Here is a 23,674-nt window from a genome sequence, read left to right as displayed (position 1 = left end):
TGTATTTTTTCAGTTAATTTACTTCTGTTTCTTAGCCCAAAGCTCCATTTTCCTATTCAAAACATCCAAAGGAAGACATCCCTGGCTCAGAACTTCATCATGGAATTTTGCTAAATTGAATTTATTTCCCAATTGTTTCTGGTATTTCTCTCTCAACTCACGAATTCTCAATGACCCAATTTTATAGCCCAAGGCTTGTCCCGGCATTGCCATATATCTTTCTACCTCGGCGGTTGCACCTGCTTCATCGTAGGAAATATTGCTTAAAAAATATTTAATAGCATCCTCTCGCGACATTTTTCCTGTGTGCAATCCGGTGTCAACAACCAATCTTACCGCTCTCAACATTTGATCGCTCAGATAACCCATTTTTTGATAAGGATCCGTATACAACCCGAATTCCGGACCTAAAGTTTCGCAATAGTGAGCCCAGCCTTCACCATACGCCCCAAACCAACCGAATCTCATGAATTTCGGGAGTTTTGTGTTTTCCTGCTGCAGGGAAACCTGATAATGATGCCCCGGAATGGCTTCGTGAAGGAAAAGCGATTCCATTCCTGATGTTACATTAAATTTTGTTGGGTCCGGCAAGGGAATATAGAAAATTCCCGGTCTTTTTCCATCCGGAGTTCCCTGTGTGTATTCTGCACTCGCACTCGCCTCCCTGAATTTTTCCGTCTGTCTGATCTCAAATCCGGTTTTTGGAGTAACGGAAAACATAGTCCTCAATTTCGGGGTTATTTTTGCTAAAATTCCGTTGAAACCGTCCAAAACTTCTTTTGAAGTCTTGTAAGGCATTGCTTTCGGATCTGTTTTCACATAATTGATAAATTCTTCCAGAGTTCCGGAAAACCCAACCTGCTGCTTTACTTTTTCCATTTCTGCCCGAAGCATAGCAACTTGTTGTTGTCCTATTTTATTAATCTCTTCAGGCTTTTTATTGGTTGTTGTCCAGCTTTTTGCGTAATATCGGTAAATTTCTTTTCCGTTGGGCAGGCTGTTGTAACCGTCTGTTTCTCTTGCTTTTGGAAGGTACTCTTTTTCTAAGAAATCACCCATTTTTGTATAAGCAGGAATGATTTTATTGATGATCGCATCTTTATAAAGTGCTGAAAACTTTTCTTTTTGTTCTTTTGTGAAATCTTTGGGGAAGTTTTTAATAGGGCCGTAGAAAATATTCTTATCTAAGTCCGTCGTAGTCATTTCTTCTGCTCGCATTTGAGGAATCATTTTGACAACAAGCTTTTTAGGCAAAACCATTTTATTGTTAATTCCTTCACGAAAATTATCAGCCGCTGCATTCATCCAGCCAGGGAATTTCTCCATTCTTTTGAGCCAGTCGCTGTAATCTTTTTCTGTTTTAAATGGCTGACTTCCCTGTCCGCTTCCATACAGAGGAAACGTCAACGGCAATCCTCCAAACTGGGTGAAAGGAATATATTCAGGATGATAAGCGTAAGCTTCAACTTTATCTTTCAAGGTATAATCCAATACATCATAAACCACTTTATCGTCATCAGAAAGACTCTTGTAATCAACATTTTGTAATTGTTTCTGCACCGAATTGTAAAAAGCAACCTCGCCGGAAATAAAATCCTTATCAATATTGATCGGAAGCTGGTCATTATATCTCAAATCACCTTGTGAAGTCGCCTCCAAGGGGTATAATTTTAAATATTGCTCATAGTAATTGGAAGCAATAGAGTCCAGATTGGAAGGTGTGACTTTCGTTAAAGGGGAATCCGATTTTTTGCAGGAAACAAGGCCTATCATTAGCCCCAACCCCAAAATACTTTTCGATAAAATGTTTTTCATTTTCCAGAATATTTGTGAAGCAAATGTAAATATTAAAACTAAAATAGCGGCAAAAGATTATTTTTTAAGTCTGATTTTCTTGATCCCGACAAGAATTTCCCCTCCTCTGGGGTGGCGAAAATTCGTAAGAATTTTTGACGGGGTGGTTTTTAGAAGTGAAATGTGAACGGTCAATTCTCAATTCTCAATTTTTATTGTGCTAGATTAACAATTCACTTACAAAGTAAAATTCACCATTCATTTTCATAGCCCAGATAGTAACGGCATCCTTTTTTGTTGCGGGCGGAGCGAAGCGGAGGCCGTAACAAAAAAGATACAGTGGATAGCTGGATAAAGCTCCTAATAAAAAGAAACCCAGTTTAGCTTTAATCTTTTAAAATTTACTTTTTAAATAATGTTATTGTTAATAATCACTCATTTTTCAAAAATAATTTTCAAAAAATTTTTCACAATCAATCTATTTTTTATCTTTGTCGCAAAACGTTTAACAATCATATTATTACCGTTCTTTTTTAAGAAATAATGAAAGGGATTTTAAAAATTTACCATCCGGAGGAAACGCTAAAGTACAATATCAGAAATACTTATTGTAAAGCGGTTTACAGCAACCAACAACATCTCCTAGAGGTTGAGATTATTACGGATGACAGCTTGGATCATGTAGATGATGATTCATTACAGTACAATTTTCCGCAACTCTCGCTTGAGATTTTCGATTTCCCTATCGACTCTGCGGAAATAGAAGGAAAAACAATCACAATCAATGATTCTGAGGAGGAAACTTTTACGGAAGTAGATCTTTTCGATGATGAGGATGCCTTCATTTATGATAATGAATTGGTGTTCGACAAAAACGAAGAAGGAGAACTTCAGGTGATCTGGAAGGGAACCATTGATGATTTTTACACCGGATCAGGAACCCCGATTCCTTTCAGGCTTAAGTGTGAATTCAAGCAGGATGCTATTGAGATAGACGAAGATTAGATCTTCTTCATTCACTTTATACCCGAATTTCTTTTCAAATTATTTTTTGGAAAGAAATTTGCTGTTTTACGAAAATAACATATTTTTAAGTTGTTTTTAAGCAATTTTTAAGATATCAATTAATAATATTCCACTACATTTGTCGTTAAAACTTTTATAAAAATTCACTTTAATGCTGTTAACGGAACTTACTCAGATTTTATTTGCACAGGTGGCTGCTCCTGCAGTAGCTGCAGACGATTTAGAATTTTCATTTTGGAAGATCATGTTTCATGGGGGAGCTTTCGCTAAGATAGTGATGTTTACCGTATTGCTGCTTGGTATATTTTCCGTGTATCTTTTCTTTGAACGTTTTTTCTTTATTAAAAGATTAACATCAAAAACAGATGCCAATTTCATGGATAATATTGAAGATTTCATCAAAGAAGGCAAAATAGAATCTGCAGCAGATTATTGCAAGAGACAGAATTCTCCGGAAGGCAGAATTTTGGAAAAAGGAATTTCAAGATTGGGACGCCCAGTTTCAGACATTGTAAGCGCAATGGAGTCTCAGGCGCAGATAGAGGTGGCCAACATGGAGAAAAACCTGAACCTTTTGGCTGTTGTACCAAGTATTGCCCCGATGTTGGGGCTTTTAGGGACGGTTATCGGGATGATTATTGCTTTCTTTAATTTATCTCATGCCAGCGGTTCTTTCTCTCCGAAAACATTGTCTGAAGGTATTTATACTGCGTTGGGACAGACGGCAGTTGGTTTGGCGGTGGCAATTCCAGCGAACTTTTTCTACAATATTCTTTTAACAAGAATTGATAAGTTTGTATTGAAAGCTCAGAATATGTCGGGCGAATTTTTAGACCTTATCAACAAACCTTTATAATCTTCATTATGAAAATTCAGAGAAGAAATAAGGCGAACCCGGAATTTAGTTTAGCAGCGATGACAGACGTTATCTTGCTGATGCTGATATTCTTTATGATTACTTCATCAGCAGCCAATCAAAGTGCTATTGAGGTTAATTTACCAAAGGCCGGAGCAGTGGAAGATAACATCCCAAATCCTTTGGTGATAAGCATAAAACCCGATGGCTCTTATTTTGTAGACGATAGTCCTGTTACGAAGGATCAACTGGAAGCAATGATTGTTAATAAATTAACCAATCAGACCAATAAATCTTTCACGATAAGAGCAGATGAAAACACCATGCATAAAGATGTGGTTTTTGTGATGGAAATTGCCGAAAAACATAAATTTAATATCGCCATTGCAACGGTTAAAGATAAATAGTACCTCCGGAACTCCCGGAAAAAGATCATTTTAAGATGAGAAGCTATATTGTAAACAAAGACGAACAAAACAGAGACAGGATTAAAAGTGCATTGCTTTCTATCCTGATTTGGTCTGCGATTTTGCTTTTTGTTTTCCTTTATAAATTAAAGCCGGAACTGGATAAGCAGCCGGATGAGGTGGTTACCACAATGCTTGTCAATTTCGGGGACAACAGAAACGGAAAAGGTGAAGAGGAGCCGGCCGATCAGCCGGGAAGCTTAGCCGCTGCAACGGAAGAAATTACCACTGAGCCTGTGGAAACGGCCGTTCCTGAAACAAAAACGGTAATAAAACCCGAGCCTCAGCCTGAAACTAAGAAATCTGAATCGAAGGAAAAGATTATCACAGGAAAGAATTCAAAGGTTAGTGTTCCAAAAAAAGAAGACTCGAAAAAGTCTGATAAAGCAGCTACAAGTTCTTCTGCTTCAAAGAATACTAAAAAATCCGGTGCAACAACGGCAAATTCCAAAACAGGGAATGGTGATGGAAAAGGTACTGCTGCAATTGGAAACCTGATCCGTGGAAGAGGCACAAAAGCCGGAAGCCAGGGGGACGGAACAGGAATAGGAAATGCTGGAGATCCTTTAGGAGGAGATGGAAATGGTGACAGTAAAGTAGGAATTGACAGGAAATTAGTTGGTTTCATTCCCGGAACGATGGGAAGAGGCGGATCTCAACCGGCAAACAGCTGTACTGCAAGTGGAGCCATTACCATTGCTTACACCGTTGATAAGGCTGGAAATGTGGTTTCAGCAAGAAGAGCCGGCGGAACATCTGATCCGTGTATTACTTCAAACGCGATTTCGTGGGTGAAAAAGTATGTGAAAGCTGAAAAAGCAAGCACATCTTCATCAGGAACGTATAAAATTATATTCTAATACAAAAGCACTTTATTCAGTGCTTTTTTTAATTTCGTTGATTCTATTGATAACGGGAAGGGCAAAAATTCCGCTGGTTTGAAGGTACAGTTCGTAGAACGTTTTTGCTTTGTCTAAGAAATCAGAGTTGTTGGTTTGTTTTCCCGTAAAATAAAAGAGATTTCCCAACATTTCGTAATAATCTTTGTGGTCCCTTTCCTGTCTTTCATTAACGATTGCTATAATCTCTTCTTTTGATTTTGATGAGATCTCCTTGAAATCAATCTTAAAAATATCTTTCATTAAAGAATCAAAATCCAGCTCTTTCTGCATTAAACTTTCTTCTGGTTTGTCTAAAATCAGTTTTTCTAATGCCTGAGTTAATTGACGGATTAATCTTAATGTGAATTCTTTATCTGTAATCATAGTTTGATTGTTATCTTATTAATTAAAAGTTTAAAAAATCCTCAGTCTCGGTTAATTCACTCCACCTTGCCGAAAGAAATTTAGCATAATGAGCAGATGAAATACCATATGTTCCCAAAGAATGACCATCATTGACCTCCACTAAAAACATCTCTCCATTTTCATTTAACCCAAAATCCAAAGCATACGAATTAGGCTGTGAAGTAAATGAATTTATTGCTGATAAAACGGTCTTTACATCGATTTTTGTATCCCAATCTCCTTTGTATCTTCTTATGTCAAGAATTTCTTTATAACGGATAAAACACCTCCATTCTGTTTTAAAATTTACAAGTTCAGGACACCATATTTTTATATCATTCTCTTCATCAATTAATCCTAAAAGGTCCATTTCGCTTTTAATGACCTTTCCTGCGAATAATTTTGTTTCTGTTTGGGGCTTAATAAAAATATTCCATTCTTTTTTATTAAATATTTCATTGATTGAAGAAGTCCAAATCTTTCTTTTTAAAAATGGTTTTAATTCCTCAGGATAATCTATTTCTTTATTTTCGCGGATAATATTTAAATTTTGCAATCGCTTTCTTACATTTCCAATTCCACCAACAATAATATTTTCAGGATTTTTATTTGAAATTTCATCAGCATCGACAAATTTTTCAATCTCAAAACCAAAATTTTTAAAACCTTCATTGGCAATAAAAGCATTAACATTATAGAATTCACCTCTTTTATCAGTTTGAATATAAGCTTTCATAAATTGAATTAAGCAAAGAAAAGATAAGCCAAAGCAATCGCAGTAATAACCCCAACCAAATCCGCCAAAAGCATAGCAATTACCGTATATCTCGTATTCTTCACGGCTACGGCCCCAAAATAAACTGCAATCACATAAAACGTCGTATCTGAGCTTCCCTGAAGAACCGCTGCCAATTTCCCCTGGAAACTATCCGCCCCGAAAGTTGCCATTGTATCAACCATCATTCCACGCGCTCCGGAACCGGATAAAGGCTTGATTAAAGCAGTCGGAAGTCCATCCACAAATCTTGCGTCTAAGTTTGCATTATAAGCAACCCATTTCATTCCGTCGATGATTACATCAAAAACGCCGGAAGTCCTTAAAAGAGAAATAGCGATCAACATTCCGACTAAGTAAGGAATAATCTTTACACAAGTCCAGAAACCTTCTTTTGCTCCTTCAATAAAAGCATCAAAAACATTAATCTTTTTATAAACTGCTCCCAAAACTATCGCCACGAAAATAAAGAGGATCAGTCCGTTACTCAAAACTTTACTGAAATCGTCGAGTTCATCTTTGCTTAATTGAACTAAATATACAACCAGCAAAGCAATAATTGCTGAAATTCCGCCAACATAAGCGATAACAACAGGTCTTAATAAATTGATTTTCTGATACAAAGAAACAATAATCATGGCTGCTAAAGTTGCGGCAAACGTGGCAATCATGCACGGAAGGAAAATATCCGTCGGTGTTTTTGAACCCATCGAAGCCCGGATTGCAATAATAGAAACCGGAATCAGTGTCATTCCTCCAGCATGAAGGCAGAGGAACATGATCTGTGAATTACTTGCCGTGTCTTTATTGGGGTTCAAAGTCTGGAGGCTTTCCATCGCTTTCAAACCAAAAGGCGTTGCTGCATTATCCAGCCCTAAAAGATTCGCGCTGAAATTCATCAGCATATGTCCGAAAGCCGGATGGTTTTTAGGAATTTCAGGGAATAATTTAGAGAAAAATGGTTGAATTAAACGACTTAAAAGATTAATTCCCCCCGCTTTTTCTGCAATACTCATGAATCCCATGAACAAGGTCATAATTCCAATCAAGCCGATACAGATTTTCACCGCGGTTTCAGAAGTTCCGATCACGCCATCAGCTTCCTGAACACGGTAAACTTTTACGTCTTGTTTCAGAGAATCGGTTTTATAATGAATTCTGCTGTCTGCAAAATCAGGTTTTTTCATCAGGCTGTCCCGAACAATGGGAGAAAGCGTATTCATTTTCTGTGTTGCGATCTGCACCGTATCGCCGCCTTTCCCAACAACCATATCATTAAAAATGGTTTTGTAATGGCTTGACGAAATGTATTTTATACTTGCAATAGCAATGGCAACAATGATAAATGCCGACCAAATTCTGCTGAGAACCATTTGATTGAATTAATATTGTTTAAACTTATCAAAAAATCTTCAGATTACAAAGAGACGGAAGGATTTAAAGGTTTTCATTTTCGTTTTTAGGAGCTTTTTCCCGCTATCCACTGTATCTTTTTTGTTGCGGTCTCCGCTTTGCTCCGCCCGCAACAAAAAAGGATGTCGTTTCTATCGGGGCTAGGAAAAGGGAATGGTGAATTTTACTTTGTAAGTGAATTTTTAATCTAGCATAATAAAAATTGTCAATTAGCCATTGACAAGTCACTACTAAAACCACCCCGTCAAAAATTCTTGCGAATTTTCGCCACCCCTCCAGAGGAGGGGAATTCTAACCGCTACAACTATGCGTCATTGCGAACAGACTGAAGGTCTGCGAACGTAGTTCAGAAGCGACGAAGAAATCTCATTATGAATGATTTTGTTGTTTTAGCTGTTTAGATCCTTTTAGGATGACAACTTTATCATTAAATTTAATAAAAAGGGAAAATTATTTCTCGTCTAGATACACCAAGAACCCTTCAAAATTATCATCCGGATTTTTCAAAACTTTGGCGTCTGCCATTTTTTTCTCGAGGGCATCAATAAAAAAGCCTTTTTCAAAAAACTGGCGGTGAATTCCGGGCAATAATTCCATGAAATAATCCATCCCGATTTTATTGTTATGGAGATCCATTTTTGTTTCCAATGGTTTGTTGGGGAACAGATCTTCGTGCATATCGGTGATTCTTTTACAAAAATTGAGTGCTTTTCGGGGTGATGAGACTTTACAGCAATACATCATGATAAAACAGGTCCACAGTGCATGCCTGAAAGCATTTCCGATCCCGTTGTTGGAAGCTGTTTTCGGAAATTTCTTTTGCGCGATGGTAAATGCCTGAGCTGTAGCATAGAAACTTAATAAAGAAAAAATAGGATGCGGCAAAACAAGCGATAAAAGACGCATAATTTTTTTTAAGCTTAAAGTCTTAATCGTATTAAAAAATATCCTGAAAGTTCTCATAAATAAAAATCTCTCCCCAATTAGAGAGAGATTATAGTATTTTGTTACAAATTGTTATGCATTTACTGCTAATAATTTAACGGTCTTAGAAACAGTATCCTGAATTTCAGTTCTTTTCACAATGAAATCCACGAAGCCTTTTTCCTGAAGGAATTCCGAGGTCTGGAAACCTTCCGGTAAATCTCTACCGATGGTTTCACGGATAACTCTTGGTCCTGCAAAACCGATCAAAGCTCCCGGCTCAGCCATGATAATATCTGCTGTCATTGCGAAAGAAGCGGTAATACCACCAAAAGTAGGGTCACAAAGATAAGCGATGTATAAAAGCCCTGCTTCTGAAAGCTGCGCCAATTTTGCCTGTACTTTTGCCAACTGCATCAGAGAATAAGTTGCTTCCTGCATTCTCGCCCCTCCTGACTGACAAATAATCATGTAAGGAAGCTTGTTTTTGATACAGTAGTCTACCGCTCTTCTGATTTTTTCACCCATTACAGAACCCAAAGACCCTCCGATAAAGGCAAAATCCATACACGAAACCACCATTTCGGTTCCTTTTACAGTTCCTACTGCGTTTCTGATAGAATCTGTAAGCTTTGTTTTGGCTCTCACTTCCTTTAGACGGTCTGCGTAAGGTTTTGTATCTTTAAAATTAAGGATGTCTATACTTTCAACATTTGCGTCCAGTTCAGTAAACTTACCTTCATCAAAAAGGATTTCAAAAAATTCTGCACTTCCTATTCTTACATGAAATCCGTCTTCCGGAGAAACATAATTGTTTCTTCTCAATTCATCATGTTCCACTACTTTTCCTGACGGAGTCTGGTGCCAAAGACCTTTTGGAACGTCTTTTTTCTCGTCGGTAGAAGTCGTAATGTTTTTTGCTTTTCTTTTAAACCAGTCGAATGCCATATTGTTTTATAATTGATATGTGATAAATGATAAGAGATGAAGAAAGCGGTTTAGAAAATCACTTATCATTCATCTTTTATCAGTTATAATTATTTAAGCGTATTTACGTTATTTAAATCTTCAAACGCTTTTACCAATCTTGTAGAGAAAGTTTCTTCACTTTTTCTTACCCAAACTCTTGGGTCATAGAATTTTTTGTTTGGTTTTTCTTCACCTTCAGGGTTTCCGATTTGAGTTCTTAAATAATCAATATTGTTGATCATATAATCTCTAGCCCCTTCTGTGTAGGCAAACTGAAGATCTGTATCGATATTCATTTTGATAACTCCATAGTCGATCGCCTCTCTGATTTCTTCCAAAGTAGATCCTGAACCTCCGTGGAATACAAAGTTGATAGGTTTCGCAGCAGTCCCGAATTTTTCCTGAACAAATTTCTGAGAATTATCAAGGATTTTCGGAGTAAGGACTACGTTTCCTGGCTTGTAAACTCCGTGTACGTTACCGAAAGCAGCAGCAATGGTAAAGTTGTCGGAAATAGCCTTCAGTTTTTCGTACGTGTAAGCTACATCTTCCGGCTGAGTATATAATTTTGAGTTATCAACATCTGAGTTATCAACACCGTCTTCTTCCCCTCCTGTAACCCCTATTTCTACTTCAAGAGTCATTTGCATTTTGGCCATTCTTTCGAAATATTTAGCAGAAACTTCTAAGTTTTCTTCTAAAGACTCCTCAGAAAGGTCAAGCATGTGAGAAGAGTAAAGAGATTTTCCTGTCTGCTTGAAGAATTCTTCGTTAGCATCCATTAATCCGTCGATCCAAGGCAATAATTTCTTTGCACAGTGGTCTGTGTGAAGAATCACAGTAGCTCCGTAAGCTTCTGCAAGCGTGTGAATATGTTTTGCGCCGGCAATACCTCCTAAAATAGCAGCTTTTTGTCCGTCATTGCTTAATCCTTTTCCTGCGTTGTAAGCAGCTCCACCGTTTGAGAACTGAATAATAACAGGTGAGTTTAATTTTGCAGCAGTTTCCATTACTGCGTTTACGTTACTGGAACCAATTACGTTTACTGCCGGTAATGCAAATTTGTTTTCTTTAGCATGCTGAAAAATATCAGTAACTAACTGACCTGTGGCAACTCCTGCCGGGAAAATTCTACTCATGTTTTACTTTTTAATATAAATTATTAGGATGTTTGTAAAATTCCTGTAAAGGTAATAATTTTTAAGATATTCTTAATTTCTTTTGTCCCTTCCCCAAAGTAGCTTCTGGCGGATGGTTTCATAGAAACTTAAGTTATTCGGCTGTACCAGCAAAATCTGGAAACCGGCCTTTCTGATGACAATTTCTTTATCTGTTTCTATGTGTATCAATCGGGAATCCAGTGAAAGTGAGTATTGTGGCACCCGGCTTTCTACTTTAAATTTTATTTCAACTCTGTCGTTTACTACCAAAGGCCTTACATTCAGATTGTGGGGAGCGATAGGGGTAATGACAAAATTTTCGTTATTTGGTGAGATGATAGGTCCTCCGCAGCTTAAAGAATAAGCCGTAGAACCGGTGGGGGTCGAAACAATAACACCGTCTCCCCAGAATACATTCAAAAATTCGTCATTAATATAAGAATCTACCGTAACCATCGAGGTTGTTTCTTTTCTGGAAACGGTAACATCATTTAAAGCATACGGAAAAAAGTCCTGTAAAACAGGTGAAACCACTTCTATCACAGCGCGGCGGCTTGTTTTTACATCACCTTTCAGAATGGAATCCAACTCCTTAAAGGCTTCTTCTTTGGTAAAACTTGCCAAAAATCCCAGTCTTCCGGTGTTTACACCTACAATCGGGATTTCAAGGTCTTCAATAAAGGTTAAAGAATTGACAATTGTTCCGTCTCCTCCGAAAGTAAAGAAAAGATCTACTTCTTTATCTATAAGGTCCTGTTTGCAATTAAATGTTTCAAAAATCTTTGAAAACTGAAGTGCTTCAGCCATTTCGTCGTACAAAACAGATTTTACGTTTCTGTTTTCAAGCTCTGAAATAAATTTGCTTAAATATAAAAAAGTATCAAGATCTTTTTTCTGAGAATATATGGCTGCCTTCATTAGTTTTTATATTTCTATAAATTTCTGGAAAAATCCGAATCTGTCTTTAAATAAATCCGATTTTTCATCAGAATAGTATTTTTCAACGATTCTATAATCATACCGGTCAAATGTCTCATCAATGGAACTCAGGTTTTCATTGCTGATTTTTATCGTCACATGAATGGCTTCATCAGACATAAAACTGATAAATGCACCATAAAATTTAGAATTATTACTCTCCACAATATTGGCGATCTCCGTCATGGAATATTTTCTTGAAGGAACTTCTACCGTAAGGATTGCTCCCGATTCCGAAAACAGCGGATATTTCGACAAATCCTGAAAAATATCCTCACAGCCGATATACCCCAAGTATTTTTCTGCCTTGTTGATGACAGGAATTACATTGGCGTTGAATGTGTAAAACAACCGGATACTGTCCATAATGTTATTATCTTCAAGAATCGCAAAACGTTCGATCTGATGTTCCAGATCCTTCAGGGTGCCTTCTTCTTCGTAAAGGAAATCCTGTGCGAGTGCCCCGTAAAAGTGATGGGATTTTTTGATGAAAATATGGGAATATCCAAATGCTTCTAACATGTCTCTTGCTGATTCTATTGAGTCAGTCAGGCTAAAACATGGGTAATCTTTTGAGATATAGTCCTTGATAAACATTGTGCTAATTTATAAAAAATTAAACGAAGATTTCAATTCAAAAATAAAAACTTAGCAAAAAAAGTAAATCCGGATAAATAGATTACAACTCATTTATTTTATCTGATCTTACTCATAACTTTAATATTTACAATTTTGAAACCATTTCTCGAAATTTCTTGATTAATATTTCAAATAAATAATTATTAGTTAGTTGAAGCTTCAAAAGTTTAAAAAATAAATTGATACTTTTTGATTACCTGTATATTTGTTTAACTTATTAAATAAGAAAATCTAAAACGTTATTGCATTTTTTTAAATTTAAGAAATGAAAATATTTGTATTTATTTTTTTTATACCTCTCTTTATCAATTGTCAATCCAATAGATTTGTTTACGAATATAAATCGATTAAAGACATTAATAAAATAGGTGATACAACAAAGGCTGTCATGTATTTGGATGTTTTTAAAAAAGGATCTGTGTTTTATGATGCACAAAATTATAGAGATGATTCAATTGCGATATCAAAAGGGTATAAATTAAGCCTTTTCACAGACAGGGTATATAAAGAATATCCGGATACTATTTTTCTGATCACCAGAGTAAACAATGATTTTTATTCGGTGTCAGATAATAGGAATATGAAATGGGATATTTCACCTGAAAAAAGGGAAATCAATAAGATGATTGTTCAAAAAGCTACTTTAAATTTTGGAGGAAGAATTTGGAATGCCTGGTTTTCTACAGATATTCCCATATCTGATGGGCCATATAAATTTCAGGGCTTACCGGGACTTATAGTAAAAATAACAGATAATACCTTAACACATACCTTTGAGCTTGTTTCTACTCAAACAATAAAGGGAAATTTGAATAATAAAACGGATCACGGAAAATTAATTCCTATCGATCAGAAACAATATAAAAAGTTATATAAGGAATATCGTGAAAACCCTAATAAAAACTTTCAGGGGGTGGAAGTTTTAGAAACGCAGGATGGAAAAAGCAACAGTGAATTCAAAAAGAATATGGAGAAGTATTATAAAAATAAAATAAGAAAAGAAAACAACATCATCGAAATTGATTTGCTAGACGAATAATAATAAGATATCAGTGAATTTTGAGATAAAAAAAATTTAGGAAAAATCGATTTTAAAATTTGTTTGTGAAGAAAAAAAATTTACCTTTGTAGCCTTTCATTTTTACTTTTTATTAGATTTATTTCAAACTGCACTGTCTAAAAGACTTCTGCAGTTTTTTTATTTTAGAGCCTTTGCAAACTCCCACATTACGATTCCGCCACATACACTTACATTCAATGAATGCTTGGTTCCCAATTGCGGAATTTCAATAAACGAATCTATATTGTGAAGGGCTTCATCACTGATTCCTTCTACTTCATTTCCGAGAATAACGGCGTATTTTTTTGATTTATCAATGGTAAAATCGGTGATTATCCGGCTGTCCGTGGTCTGCTCAATACCTACAATTTCAAATCCCTGAGATTTGAGATCCTGAATTGTTGTATTTATATCACTTTCATGGCTCCAGTCAACACTTTCCGTTGCTCCCAAAGCAGCTTTGTGAATTTCACGGTGTGGAGGCTGAGGTGTAATTCCGCAGAGGATAATTTTTTGAATCAGAAAAGCATCCGCTGTCCTGAAAGTTGCCCCTACATTGTGCATGCTTCTGATGTTATCCAAAATGACTATCAAAGGAATTTTTTCAACAGTTTTGAATGTTTCCACGTCTATTCTGTTGAGGTCTTCCAGTTTTAATTTTTGTACCAATTTTATTGTATTGAGATTAATTTGTTTCGAGGCTTATTTCGTGTTGCAATTTACCAAATTTTACAATTTTAATCTAATTACTTTTTGAGTTAATGAATCTCCTGAAGTTTTTCACATAAAAAAGCCGCCTCAAAAGAGACGGCATATTAAAAAGAAAAATTAAAATTAAGATTTCGGTTCACAGGCTTCTGAGCCCAGATTTCTCCACATAGGGCCGGAAGAACTGCCTGGTTCATCTCCGGGACCTGCGTAATAGCTTGCCTTCCATTGAGAGCCATTGTGATTTACATAGCTATTGGCATCGTAGCTTCTTATGTTGTTCCAAGGAGTTGCGATATTGCTTACTAACATCCATCCATCATGTATATCCGGAGCCTTTTCACCGGCATTGATGTAATGTTTATTTTCCCATACTAATCCTTTATAGCTTACTTTATAGGCTCTTTCTTCGGGATAGGTTGAAGATGAGCTCCATGCCGGATAATTATCAGCATCGGGATCAGTACATTGACTAGGATCTGGAGACGTGTCTTTTTCCACTAATAATCTTGCCGTTGCATCTGCAGTTTGTCCATTACGGTCACTAACCCTGCACGTTATATCAAAATTTGTACTGTTTGAAACATTGTCTGTTGCATAAGTAATATGAGACATATTGTGATCAATATCCGGAGAGGTTAATGGGTCCGGCAAATTCCACGAATAGGTAAAAGGACCTTCACCACCCTTAACTGTAGCATTAAATTTAGCCGCAGAGCCAACTTTCACGTTTTGTGAATTAGGCATTATTTGTAATGTAGGAACAGATGGTGCAGAGCTGTCTTTTACTGCTAAGCTCGCACGTGCCTGCGTTGATTTGCCATTTTTATCTGTTACCGTGCAAGTAATATCAAATGTTTTATCACCTGTTATATCACTTGTTATATAAGTAATATTTTCTTTATCAAGATGGTTGTCATCAGTGCGCAACCCTGTAGGCAGATTCCATAAATAAGTAAAAGGGGCATCTCCCTCAGTGGAAGTTGTGAAAGAAGCATTTTCTCCTTTTTCTACTTCATTTCTGGATGGTGATATACTTGCGGACGGACCTGGTTCTGTTGCCCCGTCAAAATCCAGATCAAATGTCTGATAAAATGCATGACCTGTATCTGCTACAATCCAGGCTACAATCATTATATGATAGCCTGATTTTTGTGGCAAAATTACACTCGTTTCTGTGGGAGCTGCACCTTCTGGGAGAGGTGTGGGATAGTGATGCATGTAAAAAGGGGCAGGTTCAAGTTGGTCAATGGTAATCCTTTCATTTTGGAACCAGCCATCTTTTGTGATCCAATAATTATAACCTCTTGTTTCATGTGGAGCACTGTATTTCCAGCTTATTTTAAAATCCTGCCCGGAACTTACTTTTATTCTTGGCCAGGTTTTTCCTTTTTTTTCCTGGAGTGCAGTATCTGTATAGTTTACAATATCCCAGTCGGATCCGTGTTCATTTGTCCAGCCTCCGCTGGAGATAAAATTGTTCGGCGGTATTGGCCTGTAAATTCCTTCATATTGAGGATCGTCCGGATCTACATCGCCCGGATAATTGTCTAATCCTGCGATTTCTTTTGTTGGGAAGAATTTTCCCCCTTCAAATTGACGGATGTTCCACTCAGCTAACCACCCTTGGGTTAGAGCAAATTCGCCACGGGAATCATACGCGTGGCCATGTTTTGGATTTGGCATAGTTTTAAAAATTTAAATTAATATTTTAAGTTTGGTTGACTAATAAATATCACAATGCCAGTTCAATTAGGGATTTATAAAATTAAAAAAAATATTAATAAAAAAAACATTTTATTTATAAAATAAAACAATAATTATTATATGGTTGAAATTTTTCTACTAAATAAAGGTGTTTTAGCATACTATAGAATTTTTCTATAACAGTTTGATAAACAGATGGAAATAAGAAGGGGATTGCTAAATGAGTCTGCTTTAATTCATAATCTGGTGAACACTTCTTTCAATATTCTGTGCAATGGCCTCCATCGGAATATCATTCTCGTCATTACCGAAAGGATCTTCAATTTCTTCCGCAATCATTTCAAGGCTCATCAGAACATAATATACAAAAACCGTCAAAGGAATAATGAAAAAACCAATCGAAACCACATAAGCTATAGGAAGTGCCAAAACATATAAAATGATAAACTTCTTCACAAAAGAGGAATAAGAATAGGGGATCGGAGTATTTTTAATTCTTTCACAACCTCCGCAAATATCAAGAAACCCCGAAAGCTGTGTGTCTAAATATAAAATTTCAATATCCGAAATTTTTCCTTCTCTTTTTAATTGATTTAATTTATGAGTTAAAAGAATAACGATTTCGCTCGGACCATGATGCTTTATATATTGTTCAATTTCAGAATAATCTTCATCCAAAGCTAGCCTTGTTGACTCCTTAGAGAGGTGTTTTGCTAAAAAATGAGGGAAATATTTTAAATATCTTGCAATCTGCTCCGCGTCTTTTCTGTCGTTTTCAAGAATAGAATTTATTTTAATGGCAAAATTCCGGGAATCGTTCACCAGTTTTCCCCACAGTTTTCTTCCCTCCCACCATCTGTCGTAAGCTGTATTGGTCCTGAAAACCAACAATAAAGAAAGCACAAAACCCAGTAAAGAATGGATAAGGCTCACATTGCTCACCGCAGATTTTGAAGAAAGATGAAGATATTCCACTTCCAGATATTCTATTCCCCAGGAATATAGCCCTACAAGAATCATCGTTGGAAAAAGAATAATTAATGTATCATTTTTATGTAAGCTGAAAAGTATTTTCAGGAAATGTTTGGTATTATAAACTCTCATAAATTTCGTTGGTCTTACAAATATAAACTTTAAAATTTTTTTAGATTTCAAAAAAACATTACTTTTATTTGCATTTTAAATACCACACAAAATGATTCTCGAAAACGTTGATGTAGTAACTGATATTAGTAAAGAAGATTTTCAGAAAAATTATTTCAAAAAGCATAAACCTCTTTTGATTAAAAATTTTGCGAGCCGATGGGATGCCTTCGACCAGTGGAATTTTGATTTTATCCGTGAAAAGGCAGGAAACCAGGAAGTTCCGTTGTATGACAATAAGCCTGCAGATGCTTCCAAAAGCTCCGACGCTCCTGTTACTCAGATGAAGATGAAGGACTATATTGATACCATAAAAAGCAAACCTTCAGACCTTCGTATTTTCTTTTATATCATTACCGACAGGCTTCCGGAATTGTTGAAAAATTTCACCTATCCTGACTTGGGAATGAAATTTTTTAAACGGCTTCCGACATTGTTTTTCGGAGGAAGTGAGGCTCATGTTTTGATGCATTATGATGTAGATTTGGGAGATTTTCTTCATATTCATTTTGAAGGAAAAAAAAGAATTTTATTATTTGATCAAAAACAATCTCCATTTTTATATAAGGTTCCGTTGTCTGTTCATACTATTTACGAATTGGACTATGAAAATCCAGACTATGAAAAGTTTCCCGCTTTGAAGCACGCCAAAGGCTTTGAGATTTTTATGGAGCACGGTGACGCGCTTTTTATTCCGGGAGCATTCTGGCATTTCAACAGGTATCTGGAACCCGGATTTTCAATGTCACTGCGCGCGCTTCCTAATAAGCCTAATGTTTTTGCGAATATGTTGTATCACGTTTTTATCATGAGATATACGGATAAACTGATGCGTAAGATTTTTAAAGCTAAATGGGTAGACTACAAACAAAAATGGGCATACAGGAACAGCTCAAGAGAACTTGAGAAACTTTCAAAACATTGAATAATTAACAAAGACTTCTCTTAACAAAGAAAAGCCTTTTGTTTAGGATTAAAAACTATTGATAAAGCTTTATCCGGATAACCTTTCTCCCAAGATTATCTTTTGTCGTTTCCAAAAATACGGGAAAACCGCCACCGATTCCATTAAAATCAATAGTATTGGATAGCGAAAAGGTAGGCTGATTATAGTTTCGTATTAAAGTAGATTCTTTTTGCCCGTCATCTTTATATATGACATTATTTTCGGAGAAAAGAATATAATCTGATTTGTTTAAATATAATTTCTTCACCGGCGAACCCAAATAGGTATATCTGCCCAGCGAAGGATTATAAGATAAGATAATATCAGACTCGTGATCACTATTGGAGTGCAGCTCCTGAGTATATTCTTTTCCTTCATCATACTGAAAGGTGAGAAGTATAGAGGGAAGTGCCCTGCTGTTTCTTATGACAAGCGTTTGCTCATCTATAGTAGCATCCGTACAGGAATACAGGGATATCATAGAAATGATAATCCAAAATAACTTTTTCATCAAATGTTGTTTTACAGTGCAAATTTATAAAGTGTTGTAAAATAGCCTGTTATAAATACTGTTAATTTTTAAAGCATAAAAAACAGTTTGAGTTAAATCTTTGTTAATGATATTTTGCAGTACGGAAACATCTAATAGATTTTAATGTTGAAAACAGTTTTTCAGATAGGATAAATGCTTTACTGTTTTTATTTCCTATTTTTACGAACCCAAATTTTAAGATAATTTTTAATGGCAAAGGCGACGAAGAAAGAGACCCCGTTAATGACGCAGTACAATACCATCAAGGCGAAATACCCGGATGCACTTTTACTATTCAGGGTGGGAGATTTTTATGAAACTTTTGGGCAGGATGCAATTAAAACATCACAGATTTTAGGAATTGTCCTTACGAAAAGAGCGAATGGGGAAGGGCACATCGAATTAGCTGGATTTCCGCACCACTCCGTAGATTCTTACTTGCCAAAACTGGTAAGAGCAGGAATGAGAGTTGCCATTTGTGACCAATTGGAAGATCCAAAAACTGTTAAAGGAATTGTAAAAAGAGGAGTGACAGAATTGGTGACCCCCGGAGTTACCTTCAATGACCAGGTCTTAAATTCAAAAAAGAATAATTTCCTTCTTTCGCTTCATAAGGAAAAAGAGAAATTCGGGATTGCTCTGGTGGATATTTCTACGGGAGAATTCCTGGTGAGTGAAGGGAATTTGGAAAAATTGCTTCACATCGTCGGTACTTTTGATCCGAGTGAAATTATTTACCAGAGAAGTGTTCAGCTTCCGGAGCAGCTTAAAAATAAAAGTGCTTTCAAGCTCGAAGACTGGGCATATCAATACAATTTTGCCTACGAAAAACTTACGAATCATTTTAAAACCAATTCCTTAAAAGGTTTCGGAGTTGAAAACCAACCGTTAGCGATTACCGCAGCGGGAGCTATTTTTGCTTATTTAGTTGAGGACACGCATCATAATTTACTTTCACACATCACCAAGCTTCAGGTGATTCCGCAGGAAGATTATCTGATGATGGATAATTTTACCTTGAGAAACCTTGAAATCGTCTATCCAAGCAATCCACAGGGAAAATCTTTATTGGATATTATCGATAAAACTTCTACTCCAATGGGCGGAAGATTGTTGAGGAGAAGAATTATTTTACCTTTAAAATCCGTCAATGAAATCAACAGAAGACTTTCTTTGATTGATTTTTTAAACGAAAACGATCATCTTAAATATGAAATCTGCCAGTTATTAAAATCCATTTCGGATTTAGATCGATTGATGGGAAAACTGGCGGCAGAAAAGATCTCACCGAAAGAATTAGGTTATCTCCGTCAGAGCTTAATTAATATTCATACAATTAAGGCCCTACTACATCCTCACGCCGATGTTTTGGCTTGGCTTGAGCCTTTATATGATCAGGATGAACTGATAAAATGTCTTCAAAACCATTTGAACGATGAACTTCCTGTAAATCTTGCAAAAGGAAATGTAATTAAAGAAGGAATTTCTGAAGAGCTGGACAGATTGAGAGGACTTCAGTCTAAAGGCCGTGGCTTCCTGGACGAAATGTGTCAGAGGGAAATCGAAAGAACAGGAATCACAAGTCTTAAAATTGATTTTAATAATGTTTTCGGATATTTCATTGAAGTTCGAAATACGCATAAAGACAAAGTTCCGAGTGACTGGGTGAGAAAACAAACCCTTGTAAATGCAGAAAGATACATTACCGAGGAGCTGAAAGAATATGAAAACCAGATTCTTGGAGCGGAAGAAAAAATAGGAGTTTTAGAAAACGAACTGTACAGAAATGTCTGTTCTGAAACGATGATTTATATTGACCAGATTCAGGAAAATTCAAATATTATTGCGCAGCTTGATGTTGCAGTCGGGTTATCGGAACTCGCTGTTTCTGAAAGCTATACGAAACCGGTTTTAAACGAAAGTTTTGCGATCGATTTAAAAGAAGCCAGGCACCCGATCATAGAAAATGCACTTCCGCTAGGAGAAAAATATATCCCGAATGATATTTTCTTAGATAAAGATACTCAACAGATTATCATGGTTACCGGACCGAACATGGCGGGTAAATCTGCTATTCTTCGGCAGACCGCAATTGTTTGTTTAATGGCTCAGATCGGAAGCTTTGTGCCCGCAAAACATGCGGAAATCGGGATTTTAGATAAAATTTTTACAAGAGTAGGAGCCACGGATAATATTTCTGCCGGTGAATCAACTTTCATGGTAGAAATGAATGAAGCGGCGAATATTTTAAATAATATTTCAGAAAGAAGCTTAATTCTATTAGACGAAATAGGCCGTGGAACTTCCACCTACGACGGTGTTTCTATTGCCTGGGCGATCGCAGAATATCTTCACCAGCATCCAACTCAAGCGAAAACATTATTCGCAACCCACTATCACGAGCTTAACGAAATGACAGTGAATTTTGAGCGTGTGAAAAACTTCCACGTTTCCATTCAGGAGAATAAGGGAAATATTATCTTTTTAAGAAAATTAATTCCCGGAGGAAGTGAGCACAGTTTCGGTATTCATGTGGCAAAATTGGCTGGAATGCCTTCAAAAGTGGTCAACAGAGCCAATGAAATTCTTAAAACGCTAGAAGCAAGCCGAGCTCAGAGCGGTTCCTCCGAAAGCATCAAAAGAGTTACCGAAGAAAATATGCAGTTGTCTTTCTTCCAGTTGGATGATCCTGTTTTGGAAAATATTCGTGAAGAATTGACAAAAATTGATATCAATACCTTGACGCCGATAGAAGCTTTAATGAAGCTGAATTCTATTAAAAAAATGATTGGTGGATAAAATAAATATAGATCAAAGTAATCTTTATAAGTTTTTTAGTCAAAACTTACTTTTAAAGGTAATCTAAATTTCGATCGAACAATTTGTCCATTATTAATACCGGGAATCCATTTTTGTTTTATTTTAGAAATGGCTCTTTCTGTTTCTTTATTGAATAAATCATTATTTCCTGAAGCTTTAATGTTACTCATTGATCCATCAGTCTCTACTATGAAAGTAATTTCACATGATGCATTCTCTTTAATTTTTTGAATTACTTTCTGTCTGAAATTTTTTACAATTAATTGTTTAAATACCTCATTTCCGTTTAAAAATACAGCTCTTTTTTCGTTTAAAAGATAGGTTTCCTTGTTTGCTGGAATTTGTAATTCTTCCATGATTTTTGTTACTGCAATAGAATCTTGGGCAAATAAAATATTGCTAATTATCAGACATAAAAGTGTAATTATTTTCATTGATGAATTTGTGCAAAGATAAAATTTAAAGATTTAATCTTAATATTTCTTCAAAGTTAAAGGAAAAGTATACATATAGCGAACCGGTTCTCCATTGATTGTCGCAGGTTTCCATTTTACAAACAGCCTTCTCACAGCAACTTCTGCGGCTTGAGAATGTTTTTTGTCGTCCCCGGTTGCGGTGACATATCTTACATATCCCGTTTTTTCAATAATAAAATAAACTCTTGTATTAATCTTGCTTGATTTTACATCGATAACGTCCATACTTTCTGCAAATTTTCTCTTAAAAGTATCCATTCCGCCGGGAAATTCAGGAGCCGTATCTGCTTTGGTGACAACATCATCCAGCTTCATTTTTGTTTTTAAAACGGCATAATCCGGAAGTTGTGTCACGCTGCTGAATTCCTGAGCAAAAACTGAAACACTTAAAAAAAGACCTAAAAAAAGTATTATTTTCTTCATAATCACAAAAATAGTTTATCTTTTTTTGAAGCAAAAAAAGAGCCGAAGCTTAAAATTTTTAATGATATGGTGTAGAAAACCAGAAATTTTTAAATTAATTTAAAATAACACATAAAAAAAAGAGAGCCGAAGCCCTCTTGATTTTATAAGTGATTGTACTCGTAAGTTATAACTTTCGTTTGGTACAAAGTTCCGTTTTGGTCTTTATATTTTTTTGTTTCCTTGGTTGGATAGCTTGAAGAATTATATTCAAATGTAGAAGAGAAAATTGTAGTTTCCCATCCACCGTTTGTATAACCAACTTTATCACTGTAGTTTAAAAGGTTGTGCGCAGAACCAGTCATGCCTTCCGCATTAATGATTTTTAAATATCCAGTCACATTTTTGAAGGGAGAATTTGAAGAATCATATGAAACACCAAGCAAACCACCACTTCCTGTAAGTGTTCCTGATGATTGAGTTTCAGTTACTGTAGTTGTCCATCCTTTAATAGAGTTGTCCATATTTAATAAAGCATCTCTTTTATGAACTTTGGTATAGCCAACCATAGTATTATTTGTAGTTTCAACAATTTTAACATTATTATTGGTTACATACGTATAATCAATAGTCGTTGTATAATTATTGATTCCGGTACTGGTATGAGTCATTACTGATTTACTAAGTCTACTGTTGCTATCATAGGTTAAGACAGTAGATTCCGTTATTGAACCATCTTTTTCAACAATCTTAGTGATCAGATCACCTGTATAAGTATACGTTGTTGTATCCCCACTTGAGTGTTTTCTCTCCGCAATTTTGTTACCATTATACGTAAATGTATAAGTTTCTCCGTCATCCACCATTTTCGTTACTAAAACAGGAGTATTACCGTTGGGATTTTCATTTGGATTGGTGCTATCGTCATCACCATTAGAACAAGATGCCAGGAAAAAGACTGGCAATAATAAATAACTTTTTTTCATAAATTTTTTTTAAAGAAGTGCAAAAGTATTAAAAATAATAATAGAAAACGAACAATTCATTCAAAGTTAAATTCATAAGCTTTGGCTTACAATATTTTACTAATTTTGAGTATGAAGAATTTAATCAAAATACTATTCCTATTGTTGACTTTTACGGTCACAAAGGCACAGCAGACAAAAGTTCCTTCTATAAAATATGAAGAACTTGAAAAAAGAATTCAGCAGGAAAAAGATAAATTGCTTGTCGTGAATTTCTGGTCGACAACTTGTGCACCATGTGTAAAGGAGTTGCCTGATTTTATGGAGGTTAATAATAAGTATGTTGATAATCAGAGATTTAAAATGATTTTAGTTTCCCTGGACAGATTGGTGGACATGGAAAGGGTTATTAAATTCATTAAAAATAAAAACCTCACCGCCGAAGTTATACTGCTAGATGACATCAAAAGAATGAACACCTGGATTCCACGTTTTGAGAAGAATTGGGACGGAAATATTCCCGTGACAATCTTTTATAAAAATGGCGAAAAAATTCATTTCAATGACGGCGAAATGAGTAAAGAAAATCTGGAAAATACGATTGTAAAAAATTTACCTTAAACAAATA

The 23,674-nt window shown here is 35.8% G+C and carries 24 protein-coding genes; 8 read left to right on the top strand and 16 right to left on the bottom strand.

Annotated features, from left to right (window positions below):
* Positions 1–18 precede the first annotated feature (18 nt).
* Positions 19–1,815 (bottom strand): DUF885 domain-containing protein, encoded by a 1,797-nt coding sequence (locus ATE47_RS16805; protein ID WP_062163042.1) that lies wholly within the window; start codon positions 1,813–1,815, stop codon positions 19–21.
* 522 nt (positions 1,816–2,337) lie between these two features.
* On the opposite strand from ATE47_RS16805, the gene ATE47_RS16800 reads away from it, so the two are divergent.
* The 4 genes from ATE47_RS16800 (at position 2,338) to ATE47_RS16785 (ending at position 5,003) form a co-directional block, all read left to right on the top strand.
* On the top strand, positions 2,338–2,799 hold the full coding sequence (locus tag ATE47_RS16800; RefSeq protein WP_062163041.1) for a hypothetical protein: 462 nt from the start codon (positions 2,338–2,340) through the stop codon (positions 2,797–2,799).
* A gap of 172 nt (positions 2,800–2,971) precedes the next feature.
* Positions 2,972–3,676 carry a MotA/TolQ/ExbB proton channel family protein gene (locus ATE47_RS16795; RefSeq protein WP_062163040.1) on the top strand — a complete coding sequence of 235 codons (705 nt, stop codon included), beginning with the start codon at positions 2,972–2,974 and terminating at the stop codon, positions 3,674–3,676.
* Between the two features lie 8 nt (positions 3,677–3,684).
* Entirely contained in the window at positions 3,685–4,083 is a 399-nt protein-coding gene (locus ATE47_RS16790) for an ExbD/TolR family protein (protein WP_062163039.1), read from the top strand.
* A gap of 35 nt (positions 4,084–4,118) precedes the next feature.
* Positions 4,119–5,003, top strand: coding sequence for a hypothetical protein (locus ATE47_RS16785; protein WP_062163038.1), 885 nt, complete (start codon positions 4,119–4,121; stop codon positions 5,001–5,003).
* Positions 5,004–5,015: 12 nt separating this feature from the next.
* Here the strand turns inward: ATE47_RS16785 and ATE47_RS16780 are convergent, their stop codons facing one another.
* The 8 genes from ATE47_RS16780 to ATE47_RS16745 form a co-directional block, all read right to left on the bottom strand.
* A complete protein-coding gene (locus tag ATE47_RS16780) occupies positions 5,016–5,408 on the bottom strand; it encodes a hypothetical protein (protein ID WP_062163037.1) in 393 nt (130 codons plus the stop codon).
* A 22-nt stretch (positions 5,409–5,430) separates the two neighbouring features.
* Positions 5,431–6,165 (bottom strand): ATP-grasp domain-containing protein, encoded by a 735-nt coding sequence (locus ATE47_RS16775; RefSeq protein ID WP_062163036.1) that lies wholly within the window; start codon positions 6,163–6,165, stop codon positions 5,431–5,433.
* 8 nt (positions 6,166–6,173) lie between these two features.
* Positions 6,174–7,577, bottom strand: a complete 1,404-nt coding sequence (locus ATE47_RS16770; protein ID WP_062163035.1) for a nucleoside recognition domain-containing protein — start codon at positions 7,575–7,577, stop codon at positions 6,174–6,176.
* Between the two features lie 490 nt (positions 7,578–8,067).
* Positions 8,068–8,580 carry a DUF6973 domain-containing protein gene (locus ATE47_RS16765; protein WP_062163034.1) on the bottom strand — a complete coding sequence of 171 codons (513 nt, stop codon included), beginning with the start codon at positions 8,578–8,580 and terminating at the stop codon, positions 8,068–8,070.
* Between the two features lie 54 nt (positions 8,581–8,634).
* Positions 8,635–9,489: an acetyl-CoA carboxylase, carboxyltransferase subunit beta gene (gene accD / locus ATE47_RS16760; RefSeq protein ID WP_062163033.1), complete on the bottom strand. Its 855-nt coding sequence runs from the start codon at positions 9,487–9,489 to the stop codon at positions 8,635–8,637.
* Between the two features lie 89 nt (positions 9,490–9,578).
* Positions 9,579–10,649, bottom strand: coding sequence for a class II fructose-bisphosphate aldolase (gene fbaA, locus ATE47_RS16755; protein WP_062163032.1), 1,071 nt, complete (start codon positions 10,647–10,649; stop codon positions 9,579–9,581).
* 72 nt (positions 10,650–10,721) lie between these two features.
* A complete protein-coding gene (locus ATE47_RS16750) occupies positions 10,722–11,588 on the bottom strand; it encodes an NAD kinase (RefSeq protein ID WP_062163031.1) in 867 nt (288 codons plus the stop codon).
* Between the two features lie 6 nt (positions 11,589–11,594).
* Entirely contained in the window at positions 11,595–12,245 is a 651-nt protein-coding gene (locus ATE47_RS16745; RefSeq protein WP_062163030.1) for a CBS domain-containing protein, read from the bottom strand.
* A gap of 307 nt (positions 12,246–12,552) precedes the next feature.
* Between ATE47_RS16745 and ATE47_RS16740 the strand changes: the two genes are divergently transcribed.
* Positions 12,553–13,326: a GLPGLI family protein gene (locus ATE47_RS16740; RefSeq protein ID WP_062163029.1), complete on the top strand. Its 774-nt coding sequence runs from the start codon at positions 12,553–12,555 to the stop codon at positions 13,324–13,326.
* 159 nt (positions 13,327–13,485) lie between these two features.
* On the opposite strand, the gene ATE47_RS16735 is transcribed toward ATE47_RS16740, so the two are convergent.
* The 3 genes from ATE47_RS16735 to ATE47_RS16725 form a co-directional block, all read right to left on the bottom strand.
* Entirely contained in the window at positions 13,486–14,016 is a 531-nt protein-coding gene (locus ATE47_RS16735) for an RNA methyltransferase (RefSeq protein ID WP_062163028.1), read from the bottom strand.
* 165 nt (positions 14,017–14,181) lie between these two features.
* Complete coding sequence (locus ATE47_RS16730) at positions 14,182–15,741, bottom strand: lytic polysaccharide monooxygenase (protein ID WP_062163027.1); 1,560 nt, start codon at positions 15,739–15,741, stop codon at positions 14,182–14,184.
* 252 nt (positions 15,742–15,993) lie between these two features.
* Positions 15,994–16,866, bottom strand: coding sequence for a bestrophin family protein (locus ATE47_RS16725; protein ID WP_062163026.1), 873 nt, complete (start codon positions 16,864–16,866; stop codon positions 15,994–15,996).
* Between the two features lie 91 nt (positions 16,867–16,957).
* Here ATE47_RS16725 and ATE47_RS16720 point away from each other — a divergent pair, with 91 nt between their 5' ends.
* The gene (locus ATE47_RS16720; RefSeq protein ID WP_062163025.1) at positions 16,958–17,830 is read left to right on the top strand and encodes a cupin-like domain-containing protein; all 873 of its coding nucleotides are present in this window, start codon (positions 16,958–16,960) and stop codon (positions 17,828–17,830) included.
* Positions 17,831–17,885: 55 nt separating this feature from the next.
* Here the strand turns inward: ATE47_RS16720 and ATE47_RS16715 are convergent, their stop codons facing one another.
* Positions 17,886–18,362: a hypothetical protein gene (locus tag ATE47_RS16715; protein WP_062163024.1), complete on the bottom strand. Its 477-nt coding sequence runs from the start codon at positions 18,360–18,362 to the stop codon at positions 17,886–17,888.
* A gap of 231 nt (positions 18,363–18,593) precedes the next feature.
* Here ATE47_RS16715 and mutS point away from each other — a divergent pair, with 231 nt between their 5' ends.
* Positions 18,594–21,182: a DNA mismatch repair protein MutS gene (gene mutS / locus ATE47_RS16710; protein ID WP_062163023.1), complete on the top strand. Its 2,589-nt coding sequence runs from the start codon at positions 18,594–18,596 to the stop codon at positions 21,180–21,182.
* A gap of 35 nt (positions 21,183–21,217) precedes the next feature.
* On the opposite strand, the gene ATE47_RS16705 is transcribed toward mutS, so the two are convergent.
* The 3 genes from ATE47_RS16705 to ATE47_RS16695 form a co-directional block, all read right to left on the bottom strand.
* Positions 21,218–21,637: an energy transducer TonB gene (locus ATE47_RS16705; protein ID WP_062163022.1), complete on the bottom strand. Its 420-nt coding sequence runs from the start codon at positions 21,635–21,637 to the stop codon at positions 21,218–21,220.
* Positions 21,638–21,676: 39 nt separating this feature from the next.
* A complete protein-coding gene (locus ATE47_RS16700) occupies positions 21,677–22,102 on the bottom strand; it encodes an energy transducer TonB (protein ID WP_062163021.1) in 426 nt (141 codons plus the stop codon).
* Positions 22,103–22,245: 143 nt separating this feature from the next.
* Entirely contained in the window at positions 22,246–23,067 is an 822-nt protein-coding gene (locus tag ATE47_RS16695; RefSeq protein WP_062163020.1) for a hypothetical protein, read from the bottom strand.
* Positions 23,068–23,178: 111 nt separating this feature from the next.
* Between ATE47_RS16695 and ATE47_RS16690 the strand changes: the two genes are divergently transcribed.
* Entirely contained in the window at positions 23,179–23,667 is a 489-nt protein-coding gene (locus tag ATE47_RS16690; protein WP_062163019.1) for a TlpA family protein disulfide reductase, read from the top strand.
* The last annotated feature ends 7 nt before the right edge of the window (positions 23,668–23,674 follow it).

The organism is Chryseobacterium sp. IHB B 17019, assembly GCF_001456155.1.
Taxonomy (GTDB): domain Bacteria; phylum Bacteroidota; class Bacteroidia; order Flavobacteriales; family Weeksellaceae; genus Chryseobacterium.
The sequence above is the reverse complement of the archived record's forward strand: the minus strand, read 5'-3'. Positions and strand labels throughout refer to the sequence as shown.